The following is a 20,848-nucleotide window of genomic DNA, read 5'->3' as shown; positions in this document are numbered from 1 at the left end:
CGCTTGCCCTTCGCGGTGTACAAATTGTCCCGCGAACTTCCCCTTGAGGAGGTGGAGAGTCGATGACTTCCCCAGGGAATGTTCATGAGTCCGCACACCCTGACGACAGCACCCAAGCAGCCGCCAAAGTCGCTGCATTACGGGAAATTTTCGCCGATGCTAAAGCACATCTCGACGAAACCCAACCAACCCTGTACCACATTGCCGGCCAGCTCAGTATTGCGATAGCTGAATTATCGCTGCATGAACCGCAGCAGACCCGCGACGCCCTGCAATTAGAGGCGGTTGCCGTGGCCGTGTGGGCGGTGCACCGCGCCAAGGCCACCATCCCTGACTCGTGGGATTATGTCGAAACCCTGCACCGGCTCGCGGACACCTTTGAAATCTGTGGTGACCATCAGGCACAACTGTTTACCCAGCAGCAAATCGTGCAACTGATCGCCCGCTATCCGGAACGGTTCGGGCTTGCCGCCCGCCTCCACGAATCCCGCGGCCATGTGCACGCCTTAGAAGATGTGCACGGTCCTGCGTTTGCCCTCGCCGAGATTGAACATGTCATCGCCGAAGTGGATGCCACTCCACCGCCCCGGGTGATGGTGGCGCTCTTTGCCGATATTGTGCGGTTACGGCTGAAGTTTCAACTCTTTGAGGATGCCATCGTTGCCGCCGAAGCAGCAATCACCCTCTTTGCCACTGGATACGATTCCGCCCGGGAGGAAGACAGCGACGATCCCGCCCAGTGGGAACTTTCCGGCTGCGGGGAGCCAACCGATGTCACCTGCGCGCAAGCCCGACGGGTAATAAAACGCTGGCAACAAGCGATCGCACCCGCTAGCGGCACTGGCGCATTTCATTCCGCGATTGTGGTGCACGATGCGGCCACCGCCTGGGAGTGGTATGTCGCCAACAGTGTGGGGATGATTATTGCCGCCCGCCCCCGCCAAGCCGGTCGCGTCCTCGATCTGCTCGACTCGATGCTGCACACTGCAGCGCACTGCTTCGGTGCAGGATCCCATCAAGTCCTCGCCGCCCGGCTCCAGCGATCCTTGTGGGAAATCACCATCGCCACCGCCATCAGACGAGAACACGTCGCAGAACTCTCCACCCTGCGCGACGATATTGTGCTGCAAGAAATCTCTCACGCGCACACTGCTGACGAACCTCCAAACCAGCAGACCAGTGCTGCAGCAACGGAAGCACGTATCGACGACCGGGCACAAGAACAACAACGGCTAGCGCTACTTTCCGCCCGCGTCAATGCACACCTTGGTTTGACGATGCTCGCCTCCGCCCGCCATGCCACCGCTGCCGAACAGACCGCGACCGTGCTCCGCCACGCGTTAAAAGACCGGGACATCCTCGACGAAGATTTGGTGCGACGCGTCGAAACAGGACTGCAATCCTTACAATCCGGCCGCGGCAACAACACACCATAGACATCCACCGAAAAACCCACCAGTACACCCCAGCAAGGCCGGTGGGAGCCTATGGTGGTGACCCGGCCCCAGCCCGGGGGAAGCCGGCCGCAGCAGCGCTGCACGCAGCTACCACACACGTTGCCCAACAGATGAATCAGAACAAGGTTTGCGGATGCACACCGGTAGCGATTGCGGCTGCAAGCAACACCCGCGCTTGACCGGCCCGCAAATAACTCGAACCAATCGCCCCCAATTGATGCAATGTTGCACCACCACCTCCACCGCCATACAGGGCGGTGACCTCACCCCGCGGAACCCGAGTAGTCAACACCACTGGAATCCCATCCTTCAACACTTCAGCCAGCCGGTTACCGAGCGCCTGAGCAACATTGCCACTGCCCAAACCACACACCACTAACCCTTGGGCACCCGCGGCAATAGCCGCATCAACCAACGTCCCATCACAGCCCGGATAGGCCGCAATCACCTCAACTCGAATATCCGCCAACGGTTTCACCGGCAGCGGATCCGGCCGCACCGGTTCCTCTGGGCCATTCGTGGCAAACGCAAGCTCATCGGTGGTGTGCCACTTCACCGCACCGCGCGCCGGGAGCACTGCCCGCCCAAAAACAATGAGCACCCCAATGCCTTGGGCAGTTGGTGCAGCCACAATATTGACCGCATCAAGCAAGTTAAACAACCCGTCACTGTCAGGATGATTATGGGGATGCTGGGCGCCGGTGACTACAACCGGACGGGGATCAGCATGAAACACATCCAGGGCACAGGCAGTTTCCTCCATGGAGTCGGTGCCGTGGGTGACAATCACCCCGGTGACGGTTTCATCCGCCAGCGCTTCATGCACTGCGGCGACGATCCCGTCAACATCGGCGAATGTCATCGACGACGAATCGAGACGATGAATATCCCGAATCGTGAACTGCACCTGTGGGCAGCGGGCTGCCACTGGGGCAATGAGTTCCTCGCCGCTTACCGTTGGGACAAGATGCCCTTGCTCATCGGCGGTGCACGCAATAGTCCCACCTGTGGTAATCACCACAATATGGGCGGCTTGGGTGTCGTCTTGCGATTGGGCAGCGGCAGTTTCCGCCGCAGGAGAAGAGGCAGTCATAGTGTTTAACCTTGCCATATTCTGCCCGCCTGTGTGCAACGATCTGTGTGAAGAAATAGTGACAGCGATCGGTGCCAACCTGTTGCAGGTGAACGGTAATGGGGGAAGAGGGGCGTGTGTGTCGTCGGGTTGAGCGGCAGCCGTGTATGATCACGCGAAGATAACAAACAGGTGTGTGCTGTATCGGTCACTCATTGCCCCCGGATTATTTGTCGTGGATGCAACGATGACGCCAACGGTTGGGCGAGGCTGCAAGGTCTCTACAGGTCTCAGTTTTGCCCAGCAGCAAGTCCTGGATGATGAGCTTGCCATGGTGGAAGCAGCGAGCAGATGCCGCCGCCTATGGGCGGGATCTGTCCGGTGTCAACCAGTTGTACGGGCAACCAGTGCCAGCGTGCAGCAGGCTGCTTGTTTTGCATGTTCTACTTCGTGTAGTCCGCAGCCATGTCAGGAAAACCCGATGAGCATTTCAGCTCAGCGGATCTGCTGCCGGTGACACTAGTGACCGGCCCGGGGCACTGGGCTTGGACGCGATGCCAGCACAGCTTCGCGGCCGTGCAGCAGGCGAAGATTGTGACGCATGGTGCTGTGCGCTGCAAGCCCAACACACACCAATATTTAGGAGAGATGATCGAACCCGTGTTTGCGAGTACTTACCAACGTGTGATCGCCGGCTGTGTGGCCGCCGGAGCTTTAGTGTTAGCTGGCTGTTCCAGTGACGATGACACCACGACGGCCAGCAGTGTCACTGCATCCACCGCGGCAAGTGCCGCCACAAGCAGTTCGAATGCCGCCCCTTCCACCGCTGATGTGGCTATCCCCACCCCGGAAGAGCTGAATGCGGTACTGCAGCTTGCCACAGACCCCTCCGCACCCATTGAGCAGCGGGTACTCACGGTGCAAGGGGGCGAAACCGCCCCTGAACTATTTGACATCATGGCACAGTCGAAAGCCGAATCCGGGGCAGAATTTCTCGTAGTTCCACCGGTATTGCCCGGGTATGGCCCAACCAGCGTGTTGACGGTGGTGAAAGCAACCCTGCCCGATCGAGATCCGCAAATCGCCTCCGACGTGGAGTTCGTCTATGAGGATGGGCATTGGAAGCTTGCTCAAGTGTGGGCATGCACCTTGATTGTGAATGCCGGACTTGACCAGTCGCAGATTCCTGCATTGTGCTCGAATGATCCGCAAGCACCTGCAGTAGACACCCAAGATCTCACCCCACCACCAGCAGATGCCCCAGCCGAGGAGCCAGCACCTGCCGAATAGGAAACCCCCATGTGCCGGCAGCTGATGCTGCGCTTTCCGCCGGCGTAAACAAACAGGCCAATGAGCGATGCAAAAACGCTCCTTGGCCTGTTTACTTTTCTCTTCCTGCAGTGCTCATTTGTGCTGTCTGCTTGTGGGGTACAGCGGCAAAGCTAGAGACCACCTGAGTTCCGGCAGGCAACAATGGGGTTTTCCGCGTGGCGCCGGTTAGGGTTTCGGCTGTTCCATCGAGACGATGGTGTGCGTATCTTGTACTACTTGTTGCTGCCCACTGGTTTCCACATCAGGATTTGGTCCATAAATCACCCGGGTGAGCGTGTCGGAATACCACGTGGTTGGCAACGGTTCCGCAAGATCCACCCGGGCAGTGCCGGATGCGGTGGTGGTCGCTGAAAGCACATGTAACGTGCCTGCCACACCTGGTTCGACTTCGCGCAATGCGATCTCTTTTAACGCTGGATGGGCATCGATGGTGACAGTTAAGTCAACAACTGGTGCCCCACCAGGCCCTGTCGGGTTGATTGCTTCGACCGTGTAGGTAACTGTTTGTAGCTGGCTTGCATCACCAAGTTTGGGGCTAGCAACCTTCCACTGTGCACCGACACCAACCGGTTGCTCGGGAAATACTGGTTGGATCCCAAAGAGGGAATAGGCTTGATCCTCAATCAGTGCACGGGCGGTGTCGTCGGCGCCTGCTGGGGCGGTAAACGACAAGTGGGTGACAGCCCCGTTAGGTTTCTGCCAGGCGTCGATAATAAACCCGTCACCGGTTACCATCGATTCGTTGAGCGGATTATCGCTGATGGTGGGCTGAGCGACCTCATACGAGGTGTGGATTTCGCCGCGCGGTACCCCCGTGCCGTTTCCCACAGTTGGCGTGTGAACACTGTCTGTTTGGTCCCGGTGGCTGCCAAGCAGCAGCAGGGAAGCGGTAACAGTGTCAGCTGGGGCGACGGGTGCCGGATCTGGTTGTTCCCCGGTGACTTCCTGGGTGAAACCGAATATCACACTGGCGCCCCGGCGAATTGGGGCATCGGCTGAAGTTGGGGTCGCTGTGGTGGGAACGTCGAACCGAAGCAGATAGCGTTGCCCCTCACCGTCGTTGAGCACTGTCAGCTTTGGTGCGGCGACTTCAATCGTGCCGGTGTTACTCCCCGCTGCGGTGGAATCTGCTGTGCCCGCAGCCGCGTCACCGGTTGCCGAAAGCCCATTTGCAGGGGATGCTTGCTGCTCATCGGTGCTGCTGCAGGCAGCGATTGGCAGCGTTGTGCATACGAGCGTGGCAAGCAGTACGCCAAGGCGACGGGGAAAGAGGGCAGCACCAGGGGTGCGATGTTGTTGATCGTCCATGCCAGTAATCTACCGTGTGGACGCTAAATTGCCCCGAGTGCGGGGTAACCGCCACAATAGGGGGCGTGAAAGCATCCCACCGCAATCATGTGCCGCTTATGCTCGGCATCGCAATAGGTATTGTCCTGGTCGACCAGTGCAGTAAGGCTGCGATGCTCCACCTGCTGCAACCGGGGCAGACCCACCCCCTCATCGGGGACTGGTTCCGCCTGCGGCTGCTGTTTAATTCCGGTGCGGCATTCTCTATCGGTTCTTCAATGACCTGGATTTTCACCACCATCCAGTTGGTGTTCGTGGTGGGAATTTTAGGGTTCGTCTCCCGCCGAATAACCGTCACCTCTGCGGCCGTGTATTTGGCGATGATTGCCGGCGGTGCAGCCGGTAATCTTTGCGACCGGCTGTTTCGCGCCCCCGGGTTTTTCGTCGGCCATGTAGTCGACTTCATCTCGGTGGGGTCGTTTGCAGTGTTCAATATCGCCGACTCGTTTATCACCGTCGGGGTAGCATTGTTGATCATTGCTATGATTCGCCACCCGGAAACCTTCGAAGACCATAAGCCGGACACCACCGCTGCTGCGGCAGCAAACACCGCGCAGGATCAGGGGGTGCGCCGTGGATAGACCTGTTCGCTGCTTACCAATTCCAGACGGGCTCGACGGGATGCGTGTTGATGCCGGATTGGCGAAACTGTTTGGAATTTCCCGCACCCAGGCAGCTGATCTGGCAACAGCAGGTGACGTGTCTATCGACGGGGTGGTAGTAGGTAAATCTGATCGGCTCGTGGCCGACCGGCTGTTGACCGCCACATTGTTTCCGGTTGAACGGGCCGAACCTGAGCCGATGGAAGTCGCCGGCATGGACGTGCTGTATGCCGACGAAGACATTATCGCCGTCAATAAACCTGTCGGAGTGGCAGCCCATCCAACTGTCGGCTGGGATGGCCCAACGGTAACCCAAGGACTTGCCGCTGCCGGATACCGAATTTCTACTTCTGGACCACCCGAACGCAAAGGCATTGTGCAACGCCTCGACGTTGGCACCTCCGGGGTGATGGTGTTAGCCGCCTCGGAACGGGCATACACAGTCTTGAAGCGGGCTTTTAAATATCGCACCGTTGAGAAAACCTATCATGCCCTTGTGCAAGGTCATCCTGACCCCACCGTTGGAACCATCGAAGCGCCAATCGGTCGTCATCCGGGGGCGGGCTGGCGGTTTGCAGTGGTTGAAGATGGTAAACACGCCGTCACCCACTACACGACCATGGAAGCCTTCCAAGAAGCCACCTTGGTAGAAATCCATCTAGAAACCGGTCGTACCCACCAGATTCGGGTGCATTTTTCCGCATTACATCATCCCTGCTGCGGTGATCCCATGTACGGTTCCGATCCGCAGCTCAATAAGCGCCTGGGGTTGAACCGGCAGTGGCTGCATGCCACGAGTCTGACGTTCCATCATCCAGCTGATGGCCGGGAGATGACCATCACCAGCCCATATCCTGCTGATCTGCAGCATGCGTTAGATGTGTTACGGGGCGAGAAGTGAGTAGCAGCAGCCGGCGACGGGGACGGCCAGGACCTGCCGGACGGTCACAGTCCCCCTTGCAATCCAATCGACCAGTACAGCTCACACCGCTGCCACGGCGAACCACCGGCCAATCCGAAACCAAGCAAACAGCCGGTGATCAGCCCCGGAATCCTGCAACAACTCCCCCTAGCCGGACCAACAGCCGTGCGACTGGCAGAAGCTCCGATTCGTCGTCTGCAGGAGGTGGGCAGACACCGGATGCTGCCGCTGAACACCGCGAACAATCCCCATCTTCATCCGGGACACGACCAGGGCCGGTAACCCGACGACTTTTTGCAGCACTTGCCGCCGCAGAGACCTCCGGGAAAGCAACACAAGTGGTGAGCAGCTTGTCAGACGCTGCAGCACAGCTGCGGCAAGAACGTCGGCAGCGAAACGATGCATCCATGGCTTCGCGAAGCGAAAACCCGGTGGATTTAGCAGCACAAACCCAAACCGGGCACCGTCGTCAGCAAAACACACCTCGTGAAAATTCGGCGGCACATCGTGAAACCGCGAGCCAACCCCGATCAACCCCAGCAACCAGCAGAAGGGGCGTTCCACTGGCACGGCCAACAGCAGCCGCACGAGCAACACCCCCTGCCTTAAAAACCCCGCAATCATCCCCACAGCAAGACATCCCACCAGGTGGGCATATAAGCGCACCCCGCTCAACTGACCCCGACTCAGATGCAGCCATTGCTGCAGTCGATCGGATCCGTCTGCTCGTCGCCGGAATCTCCACCCTCATCTTGGTTGGGCTTATCTATTTGGCATCCTTTGATGACACCACCGCCAAACCGATGGCACTCAACGGGGATGTAGTTGGCCGCGACTCTGGCGAAACCATGACCGCATATCTGGCACGAACAGCATCCCAACGTGCGGAACACCCTTGTGCGAGTATCTGCTTTGCCTATGTCACCTTCCGGGATCCGGTACCAACCGCGCTTGCATCGATGGTGGTGTCCACCACTGCGGTGCCCCGAGTCAATGCGCTGGTACTCGATGGGGCAGCACCGATCCCCCTGCCGGAACCTGTAGCACCAGAAAATCGGGCAGTAGTGTTCGACCGGGCGATAAGCACCTATGCTCGCAGCAGAGCACTACCGATCAGTGATCCCGCATTACAAATCAGGGCACTGGTGGTGCAAGCAGACGCCACCCAAATACAGCAGTTGGCAACCCAATTCCCTGACGTCCTTGCGGTCGAAGCACTGCCTGACGATGCAGTGTGGGGTCGCTTCGGGGTCATGCCAGTAGTGGCCGGCAAAGACTTCCCGCCGGCAGAGTAGCCACCTTTTCGCGTCTGCGACCGCTGCCACGGCGAGCAACTGGTTCCCACCACTTATTTGGGATAACTGTTGCCCTTAGTGCACCTGCGACACACCGGGCAGCAGCAAAAACACTAAGCACTCTCCGGCCCGGACACTAGCAACAGAACACACCTGCTGGTTGCCTACGGAGCTGATTGCACCGAAACCTTGAAAAAATCGGTGCACCAGCCCAAATAAACCTTTGCAGCAAATCCCCGGTTGAGACCCCCAAAAAGCCGATCATGTTGCCTGTCCCGGTGGAACCGGTGAACACCGGTAATCGGAAATACAGCTTTTAATCTTCCACAGTCGGATTCGCTTCGAAACGCCGGGAAGACGGCACCTTTTCCTGTAAACGCAGTTGCCGCTGTCGCAGGCGATGCGCCCGGGTGAGATCCGCCAAATAGATCGCGATCGAAATCCAGATAATAATGAACCCGCACCAGCGGATAAACGTCAACTGTTCACCCATGACAAACACCGCCCACAGCATCTGCATCGACGGTGTCATATACTGCATCATCCCAATAGTGGACAGCGGAATCCGCTGCGCGCCAAGACCAAATAGCAGTAGGGGAACAGCGGTCACAATGCCAGTTGAGAGCAATAACCAAAAATGAGCCTGCCCATGATCAACTAAGGTGCCGGCACCGGAACGTTCCAAATGCACAATATACAGCAGCGCCACCGGGGTAAGCACCAGCGTTTCAGCAAACAATCCTACAGTTGCTGGCAGTTTCACCTGCTTTTTTAACAACCCATATAAGGCAAAAGAAAACGCCAGCCCTAAACCGATCCACGGTGGATTACCGCCAACAATCGCCATAATCAACACCGCAACTGTAGCGATTCCCACCGACAGCTGCTGGGCGGGACGCAGCCGCTCGTGAAGAACCACCATCCCTAGCATTACCGCAACGAGCGGATTCATGAAATAGCCAAGTGCTGCTTCAGCCACATGACCGGTATTGACCGCCAACACATAAATCACCCAGTTGGCGGCGATCAACACGCCTGCTGCCGAGACCCAACCCCACGTGCGAAGCGACATCCGTCGCAGTGCAGGGGCTTGTTTCGTGGCAACCACCACCACCGCCATGACCACACAAGTCCACACAATACGGTGCGCCATAATCTCGAGGGGTGAGGCTGGTTTCAACAGCGGAAAATAGGCTGGGAAGGCTCCCCACAACAAATAGGCCGCTAGTCCATAAATCACACTGCGACTCTACTGCAGAAGGAGACCCGCCGGCATCTTCCACCACTGCCACAGCATGCTGCATTCCTGCACACCGTCCTGATTTTTGCTGCGGCAACCGCGTCCAACACAGCCTTGGGCTGTCGGCAGCATTGTTCGCGAATCCAGCAGCAGCATTACTCATCATACTGCTGAACAGGCCGGCCGACGGGAGGTTCGGTGGCTGTTTGACGCACCCGTTAGGATGGTTGCATGAGCGCCGGATCATTTGTTCACCTTCACAATCACACCGAATATTCCATGCTCGACGGAATGGCGAAGGTGGACTTGCTTGCCGAAGAAGTTGTCCGGCAAAAGATGCCGGCCGTTGGCATGACAGACCATGGCAATATGTTCGGCGCCGACGCGTTTTATCATGCAATGACTAAAGCTGGGGTCAAACCCATCATTGGCATTGAAGCGTATATGGCGCCCGAATCGCGGTTCAACAAGGACCGTATCCGGTGGGGCGACATGAGCCAGAAAAGCGACGACGTCTCCGGTTCGGGCGCCTATTTGCACCAAACGATGGTGGCCGAGAACGCCACTGGCTTGAAAAATCTGTTCTATCTCTCCTCCATGGCATCCTACGAAGGACAGCTGGGTAAATGGCCGCGCATGGACGCGGAACTCATTGCTGAACATTCCACCGGTATTATCGCCACCACCGGTTGCCCTTCGGGGGATGTGCAAACACGGCTCCGCCTCGGACAGTTCGATGAAGCCCTCGCTGCAGCCGCCAAATGGCAAGACATATACGGCAAAGAAAACTTCTTCCTCGAGTTGATGGATCACGGCATCGACATCGAACGTCGTGTCCGTGACGAACTGCTAGAAATCGGCAAAAAGCTCAACCTGCCGCCGCTGGTCACCAATGACTGCCACTATGTGCTGGAGTCCCAAGCCGGCCCGCACGAGGCGCTGCTGTGTGTGCAAACCGGAGCAACATTGCAGGACACCAACCGGTTCAAGTTTGACGGTTCGGGCTACTATGTGAAATCCGCGGAGCAAATGCGTGCCCAATGGGATGATCTGGTACCTGGTGCCTGCGACAACACGCTGGCCATTGCAGAGCGGGTGGAATCCTATGCGGAAATCTGGGAGCCACACACCCATGACCGGATGCCGATTGCCAACGTTCCTGACGGACACACCCCCACCTCGTGGTTGAAGCATCAGGTGGAAGAAGGACTACGGGAACGGTTCCCCGGCGCGGAGGTGCCGCAGGAATATACCGATCGTGCCGCCTATGAGATCGAAGTGATCGACATCAAAGGCTATCCGTCGTACTTCCTTATCGTCGCAGAACTGATTAAACATGCCCGCTCAGTGGGGATCCGGGTCGGGCCGGGGCGTGGTTCGGCGGCAGGTTCCCTGGTTGCCTACGCGTTGACCATCACCAATATTGACCCCATCGAACATGGGCTGCTGTTTGAGCGCTTCCTCAACCCGGAGCGTCCCTCAGCACCAGATATTGATATTGACTTCGACGATCGTCGTCGCGGTGAGATGGTGCGCTACGCCGCCGAAAACTGGGGTGTGGATAAAGTCGCGCAGGTGATCACCTTTGGCACGGTGAAAACCAAACAAGCCATCAAAGATGCTGCCCGAGTCCACTATGGGCAAGAGGGCTATCGGAAAGCCGACGACATCACCAAAGCGTTGCCGCCGGCGATTATGGCGAAAGACATTCCGCTGAAAGGCATTCAGGATCCGCAACACGAACGCTATGCCGAGGCGGCTGAAGTCCGCGCAATGATCGAAAATGATCAGCAAGTCGCCACAATCTATGAGACGGCGCTTGGCATGGAAGGGGTGATTCGACAGGCAGGCGTCCACGCGTGTGCGGTGATTATGGCTTCGGTGCCGCTGCTTGACCATATCCCTATGTGGAAACGTCCCGCCGATGGGGCGTTGATCACCGGCTGGCCCTATCCGGCTTGTGAGCAAATTGGTTTGCTGAAAATGGACTTCCTGGGGTTGCGTAACCTCACGGTGATCGGCGACTGTTTGGAAAACATTAAAACCAACCGTGGCATCGATCTGGATTTGGAAAACCTTTCCGTAGTTGATGAACCTACCTACGAGTTGCTGTCCCGCGGGGACACGCTAGGGGTGTTCCAGCTCGACTCGGGTGGTATGCGTGAACTGCTGAAACGTATGGAGCCAACCCGCTTCGATGATATTGTCGCCGCTCTTGCGCTGTACCGTCCAGGTCCGATGGGCATGGGGGCGCACTGGGCTTATGCCGACCGGAAAAATGGACGGCAAGATATTACGCCGATCCATCCGGAACTTGAGGAACCTCTCCGGGAGATTCTCGAAGAAACCCATGGTCTTATCGTCTACCAAGAGCAGATCATGCGTATCTCGCAGAAGGTGGCAAATTACACCGCCGGTCAAGCTGATGGTTTCCGCAAAGCGATGGGTAAAAAGAAGCCGGAAGTGTTGGCGGCGGAATTTAAAAACTTCTCTGCCGGTATGCAGTCCAATGGGTTCTCTGATGCAGCAATCAAAGCACTGTGGGGCACGATTGAACCGTTCGCATCCTACGCGTTTAACAAATCGCATGCGGCAGGCTACGGTTTGGTGAGTTTCTGGACGGCGTATCTTAAAGCGAACTACACCAGTGAATACATGGCTGCACTGTTGACGAGTGTGTCCGATAATAAAGACAAGTCAGCAATCTATCTGTCTGATTGTCGCCATCTTGGTGTGCGGGTGCTTAGCCCTGATGTAAACGACTCTGCGCTGACCTTCCAATCGGTTGGGGAAGATATCCGTTTCGGCCTTGGTGCTATTCGCAATGTGGGCGCCGATGTGGTGGCTTCAATTGTGAAAACACGTACCGAAAAAGGCGCGTTTACCAGTTTCAGTGATTATCTGGACAAAATCGAGCTCACCGCCTGCAATAAGCGGGTCACCGAGTCGCTGATTAAAGCTGGTGCGTTCGATTCGCTGGATTGTTCCCGGCAAGGGTTGCATCTGGTGTTTGAAGATGCCATTGACTCGATTTTGAGCACGAAGAAAGCCGCCGAACAGGGGCAGGGCGATCTGTTTGCTGGTTTTGGTGAAGTATCTTCCGATGCGGCGTTTTCGGTGAAGGTTCCGGAAGGGGAGTGGGATCGAAAAGCGAAACTCAGCTTTGAAAAGGAAATGCTGGGTCTCTATGTCTCAAGCCACCCGTTGGATGGATTTGAGCAGTCGCTGATGGCACAGGTGAATACTTCGCTGACTGAGATTCTTTCCGGGGAGGTTCGGGATCGGCAAGATGTCGTCATCGGGGGGATTATCACCAAAGTTGATCGGCGAATCTCGAAGAAAGACGGGGCAACATGGGCGATTGTCACCATTGAAGATCACAATGGTGCCTCGGTTGAGTTGTTGCTGTTCGCAAGAGCGTTCGCTGCGTATCAGTCTCTGGTGGCAGAGGATAATATTGTCATTGCGCAGGCTCGGATTAATATTCGCGACGACCGGATGTCGGTGTTTTGTTCCGAATTGAAGCTCGCTGATTTGGGTACCGGATCAGGTACAGGCGCCCCGTTGCGGCTGGTGTTACAGTCCCATCAGTGTTCGCCACAGCGGTTGGAAAAGTTGAAGGATGTGTTGCATCAAAACCCTGGCGAGTCGGATGTGTATGTGCGTATTGAATGTAACGATCGCCAGACGACGCTGCTGCTGCCACAGGAATATCGGGTGGATCGGTCTTCGTCGCTGATGGGCGATTTGAAGGCCTCGCTTGGCCCTGGGATTTTGGGTTAACTATCACTTGCTGAATTGGCGACCGATACGTGCATGATTCGTTGGTCGATTTGATCAGGGATAGTGCGCTGCGGCTGCCACTACTGGGTCTACTTTGTGTGGCTATGTGTCAGAGTGCTCGTTGGTTTTGGCAGCAGCGATTTGCAGACCTCGATGTTGCCGGGTTTACCTGCCCGGGATAAACGTTGGCCGGAACAAGCTGTCAGCAGTTGTTCCGGCCTCATGTGCGCAGAGGTCTAGGCTTGGTTGTTGCTGCGCGGCAAGTACCGTGCAGCAATTGCCTACTCAGTGTGTGATTGGTTGGTGTGGGGATCGGTAGGCAAACTGCTAGTTCCAGCTTGTGGGAACTGGACGACCTTCCGCGAACCCGGCAGCACTTTGCACCCCAACAATTGCCCGATCCGCAAAGGATGCAAGCGAATCCGCGCCCGCATAGGTGAGGGAGGAACGCACCCCTGAAACAATGCGGTCGAGTTGATCTTCGACACCGGGACGTTGCGGGTCGATGAACATCCGTGAGGTCGAGATACCTTCCTCAAACATGGCGCGACGGGCACGTTCATAGCCTTCAGTTTGCTGATTGCGATGATGCACAGCACGGCGGCTGGCCATACCGAAGGATTCTTTGTAGAGCCGATTATCGGAGTCGGTGTACAAGTCACCTGGGGACTCGAGGGTGCCGGCAAACCATGAACCAATCATCACATTTGACGCGCCGGCAGCAAGGGCAAGGGCCACATCGCGTGGATGGCGGACGCCGCCGTCAGCCCACACATGCCCGCCGAGTTCGTGGGCGGCTTCGACACACTCCAACACCGCAGAGAACTGTGGTCGCCCAACACCGGTCTGCATCCGGGTGGTGCACATTGCACCAGGTCCAACCCCGACTTTGACAATGGTGGCTCCGGCGTTGAGCAGATCTTTCGTGCCGGCAGCAGTCACCGTATTGCCAGCAACAAGTGGTACCGCGAAGTCTTGTGCAGCAATGAGTTCGAGCACTTCCATCATCTGTTGCTGGTGGCCGTGCGCGGTATCCACGACCAGTACGTCTGCACCTGCTTCGATGAGTGTGGTCGCCCGAGAAACAGGATCACCGTTGATGCCGATCGCTGCCCCAACCCGCAGGCGTCCCTGCGCATCGACTGCCGGGGTGTACATGCTAGCCCGTAGTGCACCTTTGCGGGTGATAATGCCGGTGAGTTCCCCGTTTTCGGCCACTACTGGTGCAAATTTGCGGGAATGGGCGACGAGGAAATCAAATGCAGCCTTGGGGTCGATGCTGTGATCCACGACGACAAGATCCGTAGACATCAGGTGGGCTACCTGGGTGAAGTTGTCGACACCCTGCAGGTCTTTTTCCGTGACCACACCAACTGGCATATTGCCGTCGACGACGACTGCCGCACCATGGCTTCGCTTTGGAATAAGATGCCGCGCATAGCCTGCGGTGTGGTGTGGTTTCACCGTGATTGGGGTGTCGAAGACCAGGTCGCTGGACTTCACCTTCGCAATGGTTGAAGCCACAATGTCGACCGGAACGTCTTGCGGGATAATGGTGATGCCACCGCGGCGGGCGGTGGTTTCAGCCATCCGCCGGCCAGCAACCGCAGTCATGTTTGCCACAACCAATGGGATGGTAGTTCCGGTGCCGTCATTGGTACGAAGATCAACGTTCATGCGGGATCCGACCGCCGAATGGGAGGGAACCATAAACACGTCGTCGTAGGTGAGTTCGTAAGCTGGACGTTTGTCGTTGAGGAAACGCATAGCTCCCAGCTTAAGGCCTATCTGACAGAATCAGCGAACTGTGTTGGGGCTGATTACTCTCGTGCAGACTAGCGGCGATCGCGGGCACCAAGTCCAAAGCAGTGCAGTTGTGAAAGAAGGAGTTGGTGCGGTGCCGTACTCCCGCGCAGCTGAATCCGGGATGGCGGCAACATTGCAAAGGGCGAACAATGCTGCGACAAAGGTACTGTGTGCCCTAAGGAAAAGGGGAGTGAACGACAGCGTATTTGGGCACACATAACGGCACCGGAGTGTGGCTTACAGGGGTGCATGGGTGGGTTGCCACCGCGGCTGCGGTGAGCATCGACCTACAGGTTTTATTCCGGTGCCGGTGGGGTGGAGTGCGCCGAACGCTGAGGATTACGCATCAACCCCTGGTGGTGTTGGATCGTGGTCGAAAAGGTGGGTCGAGTAAGGGAGTTATTTCCCTTCGAAGGCCGGTCCAAACATTGCCCCGAGCTGTTGCGGAAGCCCCGGAACAGTATGAACGAGGGCGGCGATAATCGCGACCAAGACAATGGCTGTGGTGAGGGTGCCGCCGGCGGTGAGTGCTGCACCAGTGGACAGGGTTTTCGTGAGATTTGCGAATCCGGAATCAGCAATGCTTCCCAGTGTTGGGGTTGCCACAGTGGTGGATGGGGTGGTTGCTGCTGGTTGTGCAGGCTGCGGGACTACCGGTTGTTTGTCACCTGGTGTAGCTGGTGGCGCTGGCTGCTCAGCAGGTTCAGGGGTTTCGTTTGCAGCTGCAGGGGTTTCGCTGGCTTCAACAGGGGTTTCGTTTGCTGCCGCAGATTCGTCGGCTGGTTGTCCGTCTGTTTCTGGTGAAACAGTTTCGGTGGTTGCCGCATGCATTGCTGGGGCTGGTTCTGCTGTGGCTACGGTTGGCTGCACCAGGGCAGTAGCGGTGGCCAATGCCAGTGTCAGGCTGACGCAGATGCGAGTAAGTCGTGCATTCATGGGATGTCTTCTTTCTGTGTACCGCACACAATGGTTACGAAACAGTAACGAAACTATGACTATTGTTATACGGCGAGGGGAGCATAGATGGCAACTAGCCACCGCAGAGTAACGACTAATCTGGCGTCAACCGCGCTGTTCTTGAATGACATATGCAAATTGCTGTGATCACCGATGGCTGCCCCCAGCAGGCTGTGGCAGGGCTCTGGTCTTTTTGGGGTACGCGGGTGGATGATGCTTAAAACGGCCAACTCGGCTACCCGGTGCACGCTGGGTAGCATGCCGGTTTCGCCGCCGGGTAGGGGCAAATGTTCGATGCGGCGCTGAAGGTTGGGTATCTTGCGCTATGAGTTGGGAGGTGTAATGGGTGGGTATTTGTCCGCGTCCTGTTTTAAGATCAATGCCCATGACCGATTCGACTTCCTCTGCAGCACACGCACCCCTTGTTCACGCATCAGATATTCAAGATGCGCAAGCCCGGATGTCGAATGTGATTGCTCCAACACCCTTGCAATATTGTGCCCGGCTTTCTGAAGCAACCGGTTGCGAGGTGTATCTCAAGCGGGAAGATTTGCAAGACGTCCGCTCGTATAAGATTCGGGGAGCCTACAACAATGTTGTCCAGCTCACCGAAGAGCAGCGGGCGGCCGGTATTGTTGCTGCTTCTGCTGGTAATCATGCCCAAGGAGTGGCCTATGTTTGCCGTACGTTAGGGATCACCGGTCGCATCTATGTGCCCAACCAAACCCCGAAACAAAAACGTGACCGCATCCGGGTGCATGGTGGCCAGTTTGTTGAGGTGATCGTAACTGGTGACAATTTTGATGCCGCCGCACAGGCAGCGCGACAAGACGCTGCTGAAACTGGGGCTACCCTGGTTGAGCCGTTTGATGCGTTGGAAACTGTTATCGGCCAAGGGACGGTGGCTGCTGAAATTTTGGCACAACTGACCAGTATCGGAAAGCATGCTGACGCCATCTATGTGCCAGTTGGCGGCGGCGGGTTGATTAGCGGCATTGTGTCGTATCTGGCGGATATGGCGCCGCGTTGTGCTGTCTACGGGGTGGAACCTTCGGGTGCGGCATCGATGACTGCAGCACTGGCGGAAGATGCGCCGGTGACCTTAGAAAAAGTTGATCCTTTTGTCGACGGTGCAGCAGTAGCCCGAATCGGGGATGTGCCGTATCAGATTGTTGATGCCAACCGTGGTCGTATTCACATGATGCATGTGTCTGAAGGTGCAGTGTGCACTGAGATGCTGGAGCTGTATCAAAACGAGGGGATTATTGCTGAACCTGCCGGTGCCCTGTCGGTGACCGGCTTGCTAGAGGCGAAACCAAAACCGGGCACTACCGTGGTGTGTGTGATCTCTGGGGGAAACAACGATGTGTTGCGTTATTCCGAGATCATGGAACGATCTTTGGTGCATCGCGGCTTAAAGCACTATTTCTTGGTGAACTTCCCGCAAGAACCTGGCCAGCTGCGGGTATTCCTGGAGGAAATCCTAGGGCCAAACGACGACATCACGCTGTTTGAATATCTCAAACGCAATAACCGGGAAACTGGCACCGCATTGGTGGGTTTGCAGCTTGGGAAGGCTGCTGATTTGCCGGATTTGCTGGCTCGTATGGAGGCGTCCCCGATTCGCTGCCAACAGCTGCAGCCGGGCACCCCAGAGTATAAATTCCTCACCTAGCCTGCTGCGGCAGCCTGTTGTGCGGGGATCAGCGTGGCGTGGTGCACTATTGATGTTGCTCGGTGCACCATTGCTGGCGACGTTAGGGAACGCTGAGCCCCGCTGCAGCGTTGTGGTGGTGGCCCGGCCGCAGCGGTGGTGACCTTAAGGTCTTGGTGGCTTTGCGATGAAATGGCCGCTGTTGGGCTTGGCCGGTGTTAGTGAGTGAGCTTGAGGGATCGCAGGGATTCGATGGTGGCAAGACGGCAGATTAGTGAGCAATATCGATGGTTTGGGTTAGCTGCACTCTCCATCGGGGTGGCTGTTTTGGCGGTGGATGCCACCGTTTTGAACTTTGCGATTCCTGCGATTACCACTGACCTGCAGCCGTCAGCTCAGCAACTGTTGTGGATTGTTGATATTTACGCATTTTGTGTTGCAAGTTTGCTTATTACTTGCGGCACGTTGGCTGACCGGGTGGGGCCAAAACGTCTGCTGCTCTTGGGGACGGTGGCGTTTGCTACTACGTCTGTTGCGGCAGGTTTTGCACCGTCGGCGGATTGGCTGGTGGTGTTTCGGGCGTTGCAGGGGGCAGCGGGGGCAACGTTGATGCCTTCGACGCTGGCGTTGATTTCGGTGTTATTCCCGATTGAGCGGGAGCGTGCCCAGGCGGTGTCGATTTGGATTGCGATTTATGCTGTCGGGGCGGCGGCAGGACCGCTGGTTGGTGGGGTGCTGTTGGAGCATTTTCATTGGGGTTCGGTGTTTTTCATCAATGCGCCGTTGTGTGTGCTCATGGTGCTCGGGGTGTGGTTGTGGGTACCGGAAGGAAGTATTGATCGCACTCACCGGTTTGACCTTCCTGGCGCAATCGCTTCAATGGTGGCATTGTTTGCACTGGTCTACGGCGTGAAGATTGGGCTGCTGGAAGGGTTTGCTTGGTCGGTTGTGGTGGCTTTTGGTGTTGCGGTGGTCGCCGGATGGCTGTTGCGGCACCGGCTGTTGCATGCCCGCTTCCCGCTGCTGGATGTGGGATTGTTGACGCAGCCTGCAGTGGTAGCCATTGTTGCGGTGAATTTTGTGGGCATGTTTGTCGCTGTTGGGGTGCTGTTTTTTATCGCCCAATATTTGCAGCTGGTGTTAGGGCTGGGGCTCATCCAGTCGGCGTTATATTTGGCGCCGAGCACAGTGGTTGCGTTGGTGGTCACTATTGCTACCGGCCGGGTGATGGGAAGGGTGAGCCCGCGTCGGCTGATTACCCTTGGTCTGCTGGTGCTGTTGGTGGGATGTGTGCTGCTGGGGGTTGGTGTGCAGGCGTGGATTCCATTCGGGCTGCGGCCTGGTGCGGTGGCCGGGGCGATGGTGGTGATTGCCTGCGGCGCGGGGATGATTGATCCGGTAACGAATTATTTCATTGTGTCGGTGGCGCCACCGAATAAAGCTGGCCAGGCTGCTTCCCTCTCGGAGACGGGATATGAGCTGGGTGCGGCAGTGGGCACAGCCACGCTTGGGGCAGTGGTGATGATGGTGTTTCATCAGCGGGCAGCGGTGACTGAGTTGTCGCAGCGAGCATTGTCGACGCTTGCTGCCGCACATGAAGCAACCAGTGATGATCCTGCTTTGCGCGCCATGGTGGATACGGCGTTCACTGATGGTGTGGCTGCGGCTTGTGTCGTGGCTGCGGCCGCTGTGGCGGTGTGCTGTTGGTGGAGTGCCCGCGCGCTTGCCCAAACACCACGGGCAGCGTTGCCACAGTCATCATCGACAAGCTGAGCCACGTATCGGCACCGAGTTCGGTGCGCCTGTGATGTGCTGTGTGGGGCTTTTCGCTGTCAAGGGTGTGGCTGCGGTGGCCGCACGTGTTGGTCGGCGACAGGTTTACGGCAGGGGTTGCAATCACAAATCAATGCCCCACCACAATGCCCCACCGCAATCAGACATCGTCTGCTTGGGGTGGGGCAGCTTGTGACAAGGCGGATTGTGGTGGATATCGGGTCTATGGTCGACCACCGGCCGCGGCCGGATTGTAGCGCAGCGGATTAGCATCAACCTGGCATTCCGTAGCGATACGGATACTGCCGTCAATTTTTCCTTCGTCGCGGAGGAGATACATGTTGGCGACCATTCGATCACGCACGTTGTAGGGGGAAAGCGTATTGAGATAGATTTTGGTGCCACCTTCGAAACCGGCAAGTGTTGAGATTCGCCATTTAATGACGATGCGCCACGGCATGGGGATATCCACATCGACCGGTTTGTGGTGCCATTCTTCGTTGCAAGACACATCAGGGCCGGCGGCCGCATGGCAGGCGTGCACAAGATCCGACATGCCGTTGATTTCTTCCGGATCCATCTCCCAGGGGGCGACAGTAGCCGATTTGGAATACACTTCCAGCGCAGGATAGCGGTGGCCGATACCGGCAAAGACGATGGCGTGATCGTTTTCGGCAATGACCAGATTGTGATAGTGGGCATAGTTCACACCCCACTCGTTATACATGTTGGGGTTGTGCCGCAGCATGTCGATTTCTTGATCCGCGGTTACCCCGCGTTCGTCGATGGCGACGAGCTGTTTGTGGAGGTGGTCAAAGGAAGCCCCGGCTGGTTTCAGCCAGTTTTGAAATACCGCCACATAGGGGGTGTAGCGGTTGCGGTGATAAAGATCAGCCATGGCGTGGACGGTGAACCGTATGAGTGCTCGATGTTCCGCAACGCTGAGGGTGCCGGAGGAGGAAAGCTCAGCAGTGGTGGTGGCATTGTCGGTGAAGTGGCGGCGACCAATAATCACGTCGTGGCCGCCGGCGAAATAGCCTCCGGCGCGGGCAAGGAGCGCTTGTTCGCTCATGGCGGCGACTTCATCAAGTGGTAAACCGGCTGCTTTGAGCCGGGTGCGGACAATGTTTTTGACGTGTTCCCGCCCAGTGTCGTCGGCGATATAGGCGGCCATCCGGGCGGAGGTTTCCCTGTCCATGGCGAAGCCATAGTTTTCTCGCCAATAGTCGTAGGAGACGATTTCGAAAAGGTTCGGTACGCGGCGGAATTCCGGTTGGGTGGCGAAGAGCTCTGCGGGTGCAACACCGTCAATGATTTCATAGGTGCCGTCCGGCTGTTTGATCATGCGGGATTTCTCTGGCGGGGTGGCCAGCAGATTATCGGCGCAAAATGCACAGTAGCTGGTGTGATCTTCCGGGGTGAGCGGGTCGGCGGTGGCTGCCGGTTGAGCAAGTGGCCGGTTTCCGCGTCCGGGGACTGTCCATACTTCCGTCCCGGAAAACGGGTTGACTTGTTTAATCGTTCCATCCGCCATGGTGTAGAGCGGATGCGGACGGGAATGCACATGATTGCTCATGTCTTCCACCCTACGACGATGTGGAGGGAAAG

14 protein-coding genes are annotated in these 20,848 nt (G+C 57.1%); 8 read left to right on the top strand and 6 right to left on the bottom strand.

The genetic code is table 11. The annotated features are described in order from the left end of the window. Positions 1 to 62: 62 nt before the first annotated feature. Entirely contained in the window at positions 63 to 1,436 is a 1,374-nt protein-coding gene (locus tag CCHOA_RS06940; RefSeq protein WP_123928680.1) for a hypothetical protein, read from the top strand. Between the two features lie 136 nt (positions 1,437 to 1,572). Here the strand turns inward: CCHOA_RS06940 and CCHOA_RS06935 are convergent, their stop codons facing one another. Next, positions 1,573 to 2,550: an asparaginase gene (locus CCHOA_RS06935; RefSeq protein WP_123928677.1), complete on the bottom strand. Its 978-nt coding sequence runs from the start codon at positions 2,548 to 2,550 to the stop codon at positions 1,573 to 1,575. 627 nt (positions 2,551 to 3,177) lie between these two features. Between CCHOA_RS06935 and CCHOA_RS06930 the strand changes: the two genes are divergently transcribed. Beyond that, positions 3,178 to 3,819 (top strand): WKL family lipoprotein, encoded by a 642-nt coding sequence (locus CCHOA_RS06930; RefSeq protein ID WP_123930982.1) that lies wholly within the window; start codon positions 3,178 to 3,180, stop codon positions 3,817 to 3,819. Between the two features lie 207 nt (positions 3,820 to 4,026). On the opposite strand, the gene CCHOA_RS06925 is transcribed toward CCHOA_RS06930, so the two are convergent. Continuing rightward, positions 4,027 to 5,169: a hypothetical protein gene (locus CCHOA_RS06925; RefSeq protein WP_123928674.1), complete on the bottom strand. Its 1,143-nt coding sequence runs from the start codon at positions 5,167 to 5,169 to the stop codon at positions 4,027 to 4,029. Positions 5,170 to 5,234: 65 nt separating this feature from the next. Here CCHOA_RS06925 and lspA point away from each other — a divergent pair, with 65 nt between their 5' ends. From lspA to CCHOA_RS06910, 3 genes are all read left to right on the top strand, one after another. Beyond that, complete coding sequence (gene lspA, locus CCHOA_RS06920; protein ID WP_377739883.1) at positions 5,235 to 5,789, top strand: signal peptidase II; 555 nt, start codon at positions 5,235 to 5,237, stop codon at positions 5,787 to 5,789. Positions 5,790 to 5,829: 40 nt separating this feature from the next. Continuing rightward, the gene (locus CCHOA_RS06915; RefSeq protein WP_123930977.1) at positions 5,830 to 6,711 is read left to right on the top strand and encodes an RluA family pseudouridine synthase; all 882 of its coding nucleotides are present in this window, start codon (positions 5,830 to 5,832) and stop codon (positions 6,709 to 6,711) included. Positions 6,712 to 7,139: 428 nt separating this feature from the next. Further along, entirely contained in the window at positions 7,140 to 8,027 is an 888-nt protein-coding gene (locus CCHOA_RS06910) for a hypothetical protein (RefSeq protein ID WP_123928670.1), read from the top strand. Positions 8,028 to 8,343: 316 nt separating this feature from the next. Here the strand turns inward: CCHOA_RS06910 and rarD are convergent, their stop codons facing one another. Then, a complete protein-coding gene (rarD, locus tag CCHOA_RS06905; protein WP_123928667.1) occupies positions 8,344 to 9,267 on the bottom strand; it encodes an EamA family transporter RarD in 924 nt (307 codons plus the stop codon). Positions 9,268 to 9,498: 231 nt separating this feature from the next. On the opposite strand from rarD, the gene dnaE reads away from it, so the two are divergent. After that, the gene (gene dnaE, locus CCHOA_RS06900) at positions 9,499 to 13,050 is read left to right on the top strand and encodes a DNA polymerase III subunit alpha (RefSeq protein WP_123928664.1); all 3,552 of its coding nucleotides are present in this window, start codon (positions 9,499 to 9,501) and stop codon (positions 13,048 to 13,050) included. A gap of 327 nt (positions 13,051 to 13,377) precedes the next feature. Here the strand turns inward: dnaE and CCHOA_RS06895 are convergent, their stop codons facing one another. Together CCHOA_RS06895 and CCHOA_RS06890 are read right to left on the bottom strand one after the other, a co-directional pair. Next, positions 13,378 to 14,817: a GuaB1 family IMP dehydrogenase-related protein gene (locus CCHOA_RS06895; protein WP_123928661.1), complete on the bottom strand. Its 1,440-nt coding sequence runs from the start codon at positions 14,815 to 14,817 to the stop codon at positions 13,378 to 13,380. Positions 14,818 to 15,255: 438 nt separating this feature from the next. After that, on the bottom strand, positions 15,256 to 15,792 hold the full coding sequence (locus CCHOA_RS06890) for a hypothetical protein (RefSeq protein ID WP_123928658.1): 537 nt from the start codon (positions 15,790 to 15,792) through the stop codon (positions 15,256 to 15,258). A 406-nt stretch (positions 15,793 to 16,198) separates the two neighbouring features. Between CCHOA_RS06890 and ilvA the strand changes: the two genes are divergently transcribed. Then, positions 16,199 to 17,488, top strand: a complete 1,290-nt coding sequence (gene ilvA / locus CCHOA_RS06885; RefSeq protein ID WP_164472415.1) for a threonine ammonia-lyase IlvA — start codon at positions 16,199 to 16,201, stop codon at positions 17,486 to 17,488. A 231-nt stretch (positions 17,489 to 17,719) separates the two neighbouring features. Next, entirely contained in the window at positions 17,720 to 19,240 is a 1,521-nt protein-coding gene (locus tag CCHOA_RS06880) for an MFS transporter (protein WP_123928652.1), read from the top strand. 223 nt (positions 19,241 to 19,463) lie between these two features. On the opposite strand, the gene CCHOA_RS06875 is transcribed toward CCHOA_RS06880, so the two are convergent. Then, a complete protein-coding gene (locus tag CCHOA_RS06875; RefSeq protein ID WP_123928648.1) occupies positions 19,464 to 20,816 on the bottom strand; it encodes a DUF4921 family protein in 1,353 nt (450 codons plus the stop codon). Positions 20,817 to 20,848: the final 32 nt, after the last annotated feature.

Origin of the sequence: Corynebacterium choanae (assembly GCF_003813965.1) — a bacterium.
Lineage (GTDB): Bacteria > Actinomycetota > Actinomycetes > Mycobacteriales > Mycobacteriaceae > Corynebacterium > Corynebacterium choanae.
The sequence above is the reverse complement of the archived record's forward strand: the minus strand, read 5'-3'. Positions and strand labels throughout refer to the sequence as shown.

Bases quoted from the DNA above. Each gene is read 5' to 3' on its own strand.
- CCHOA_RS06915 (WP_123930977.1), top strand. From the start codon at position 5,830: ATGCGTGTTGATGCCGGATTGGCGAAACTGTTTGGAATTTCCCGCACC.
- CCHOA_RS06940 (WP_123928680.1), top strand. From the start codon at position 63: ATGACTTCCCCAGGGAATGTTCATGAGTCCGCACACCCTGACGACAGC.
- CCHOA_RS06935 (WP_123928677.1), bottom strand. From the start codon at position 2,550: ATGACTGCCTCTTCTCCTGCGGCGGAAACTGCCGCTGCCCAATCGCAA.
- dnaE (WP_123928664.1), top strand. From the start codon at position 9,499: ATGAGCGCCGGATCATTTGTTCACCTTCACAATCACACCGAATATTCC.
- CCHOA_RS06890 (WP_123928658.1), bottom strand. From the start codon at position 15,792: ATGAATGCACGACTTACTCGCATCTGCGTCAGCCTGACACTGGCATTG.
- CCHOA_RS06930 (WP_123930982.1), top strand. From the start codon at position 3,178: ATGATCGAACCCGTGTTTGCGAGTACTTACCAACGTGTGATCGCCGGC.
- CCHOA_RS06925 (WP_123928674.1), bottom strand. From the start codon at position 5,169: ATGGACGATCAACAACATCGCACCCCTGGTGCTGCCCTCTTTCCCCGT.
- CCHOA_RS06895 (WP_123928661.1), bottom strand. From the start codon at position 14,817: ATGCGTTTCCTCAACGACAAACGTCCAGCTTACGAACTCACCTACGAC.
- ilvA (WP_164472415.1), top strand. From the start codon at position 16,199: ATGACCGATTCGACTTCCTCTGCAGCACACGCACCCCTTGTTCACGCA.
- CCHOA_RS06875 (WP_123928648.1), bottom strand. From the start codon at position 20,816: ATGAGCAATCATGTGCATTCCCGTCCGCATCCGCTCTACACCATGGCG.
- CCHOA_RS06910 (WP_123928670.1), top strand. From the start codon at position 7,140: ATGGCTTCGCGAAGCGAAAACCCGGTGGATTTAGCAGCACAAACCCAA.
- CCHOA_RS06880 (WP_123928652.1), top strand. From the start codon at position 17,720: ATGGTGGCAAGACGGCAGATTAGTGAGCAATATCGATGGTTTGGGTTA.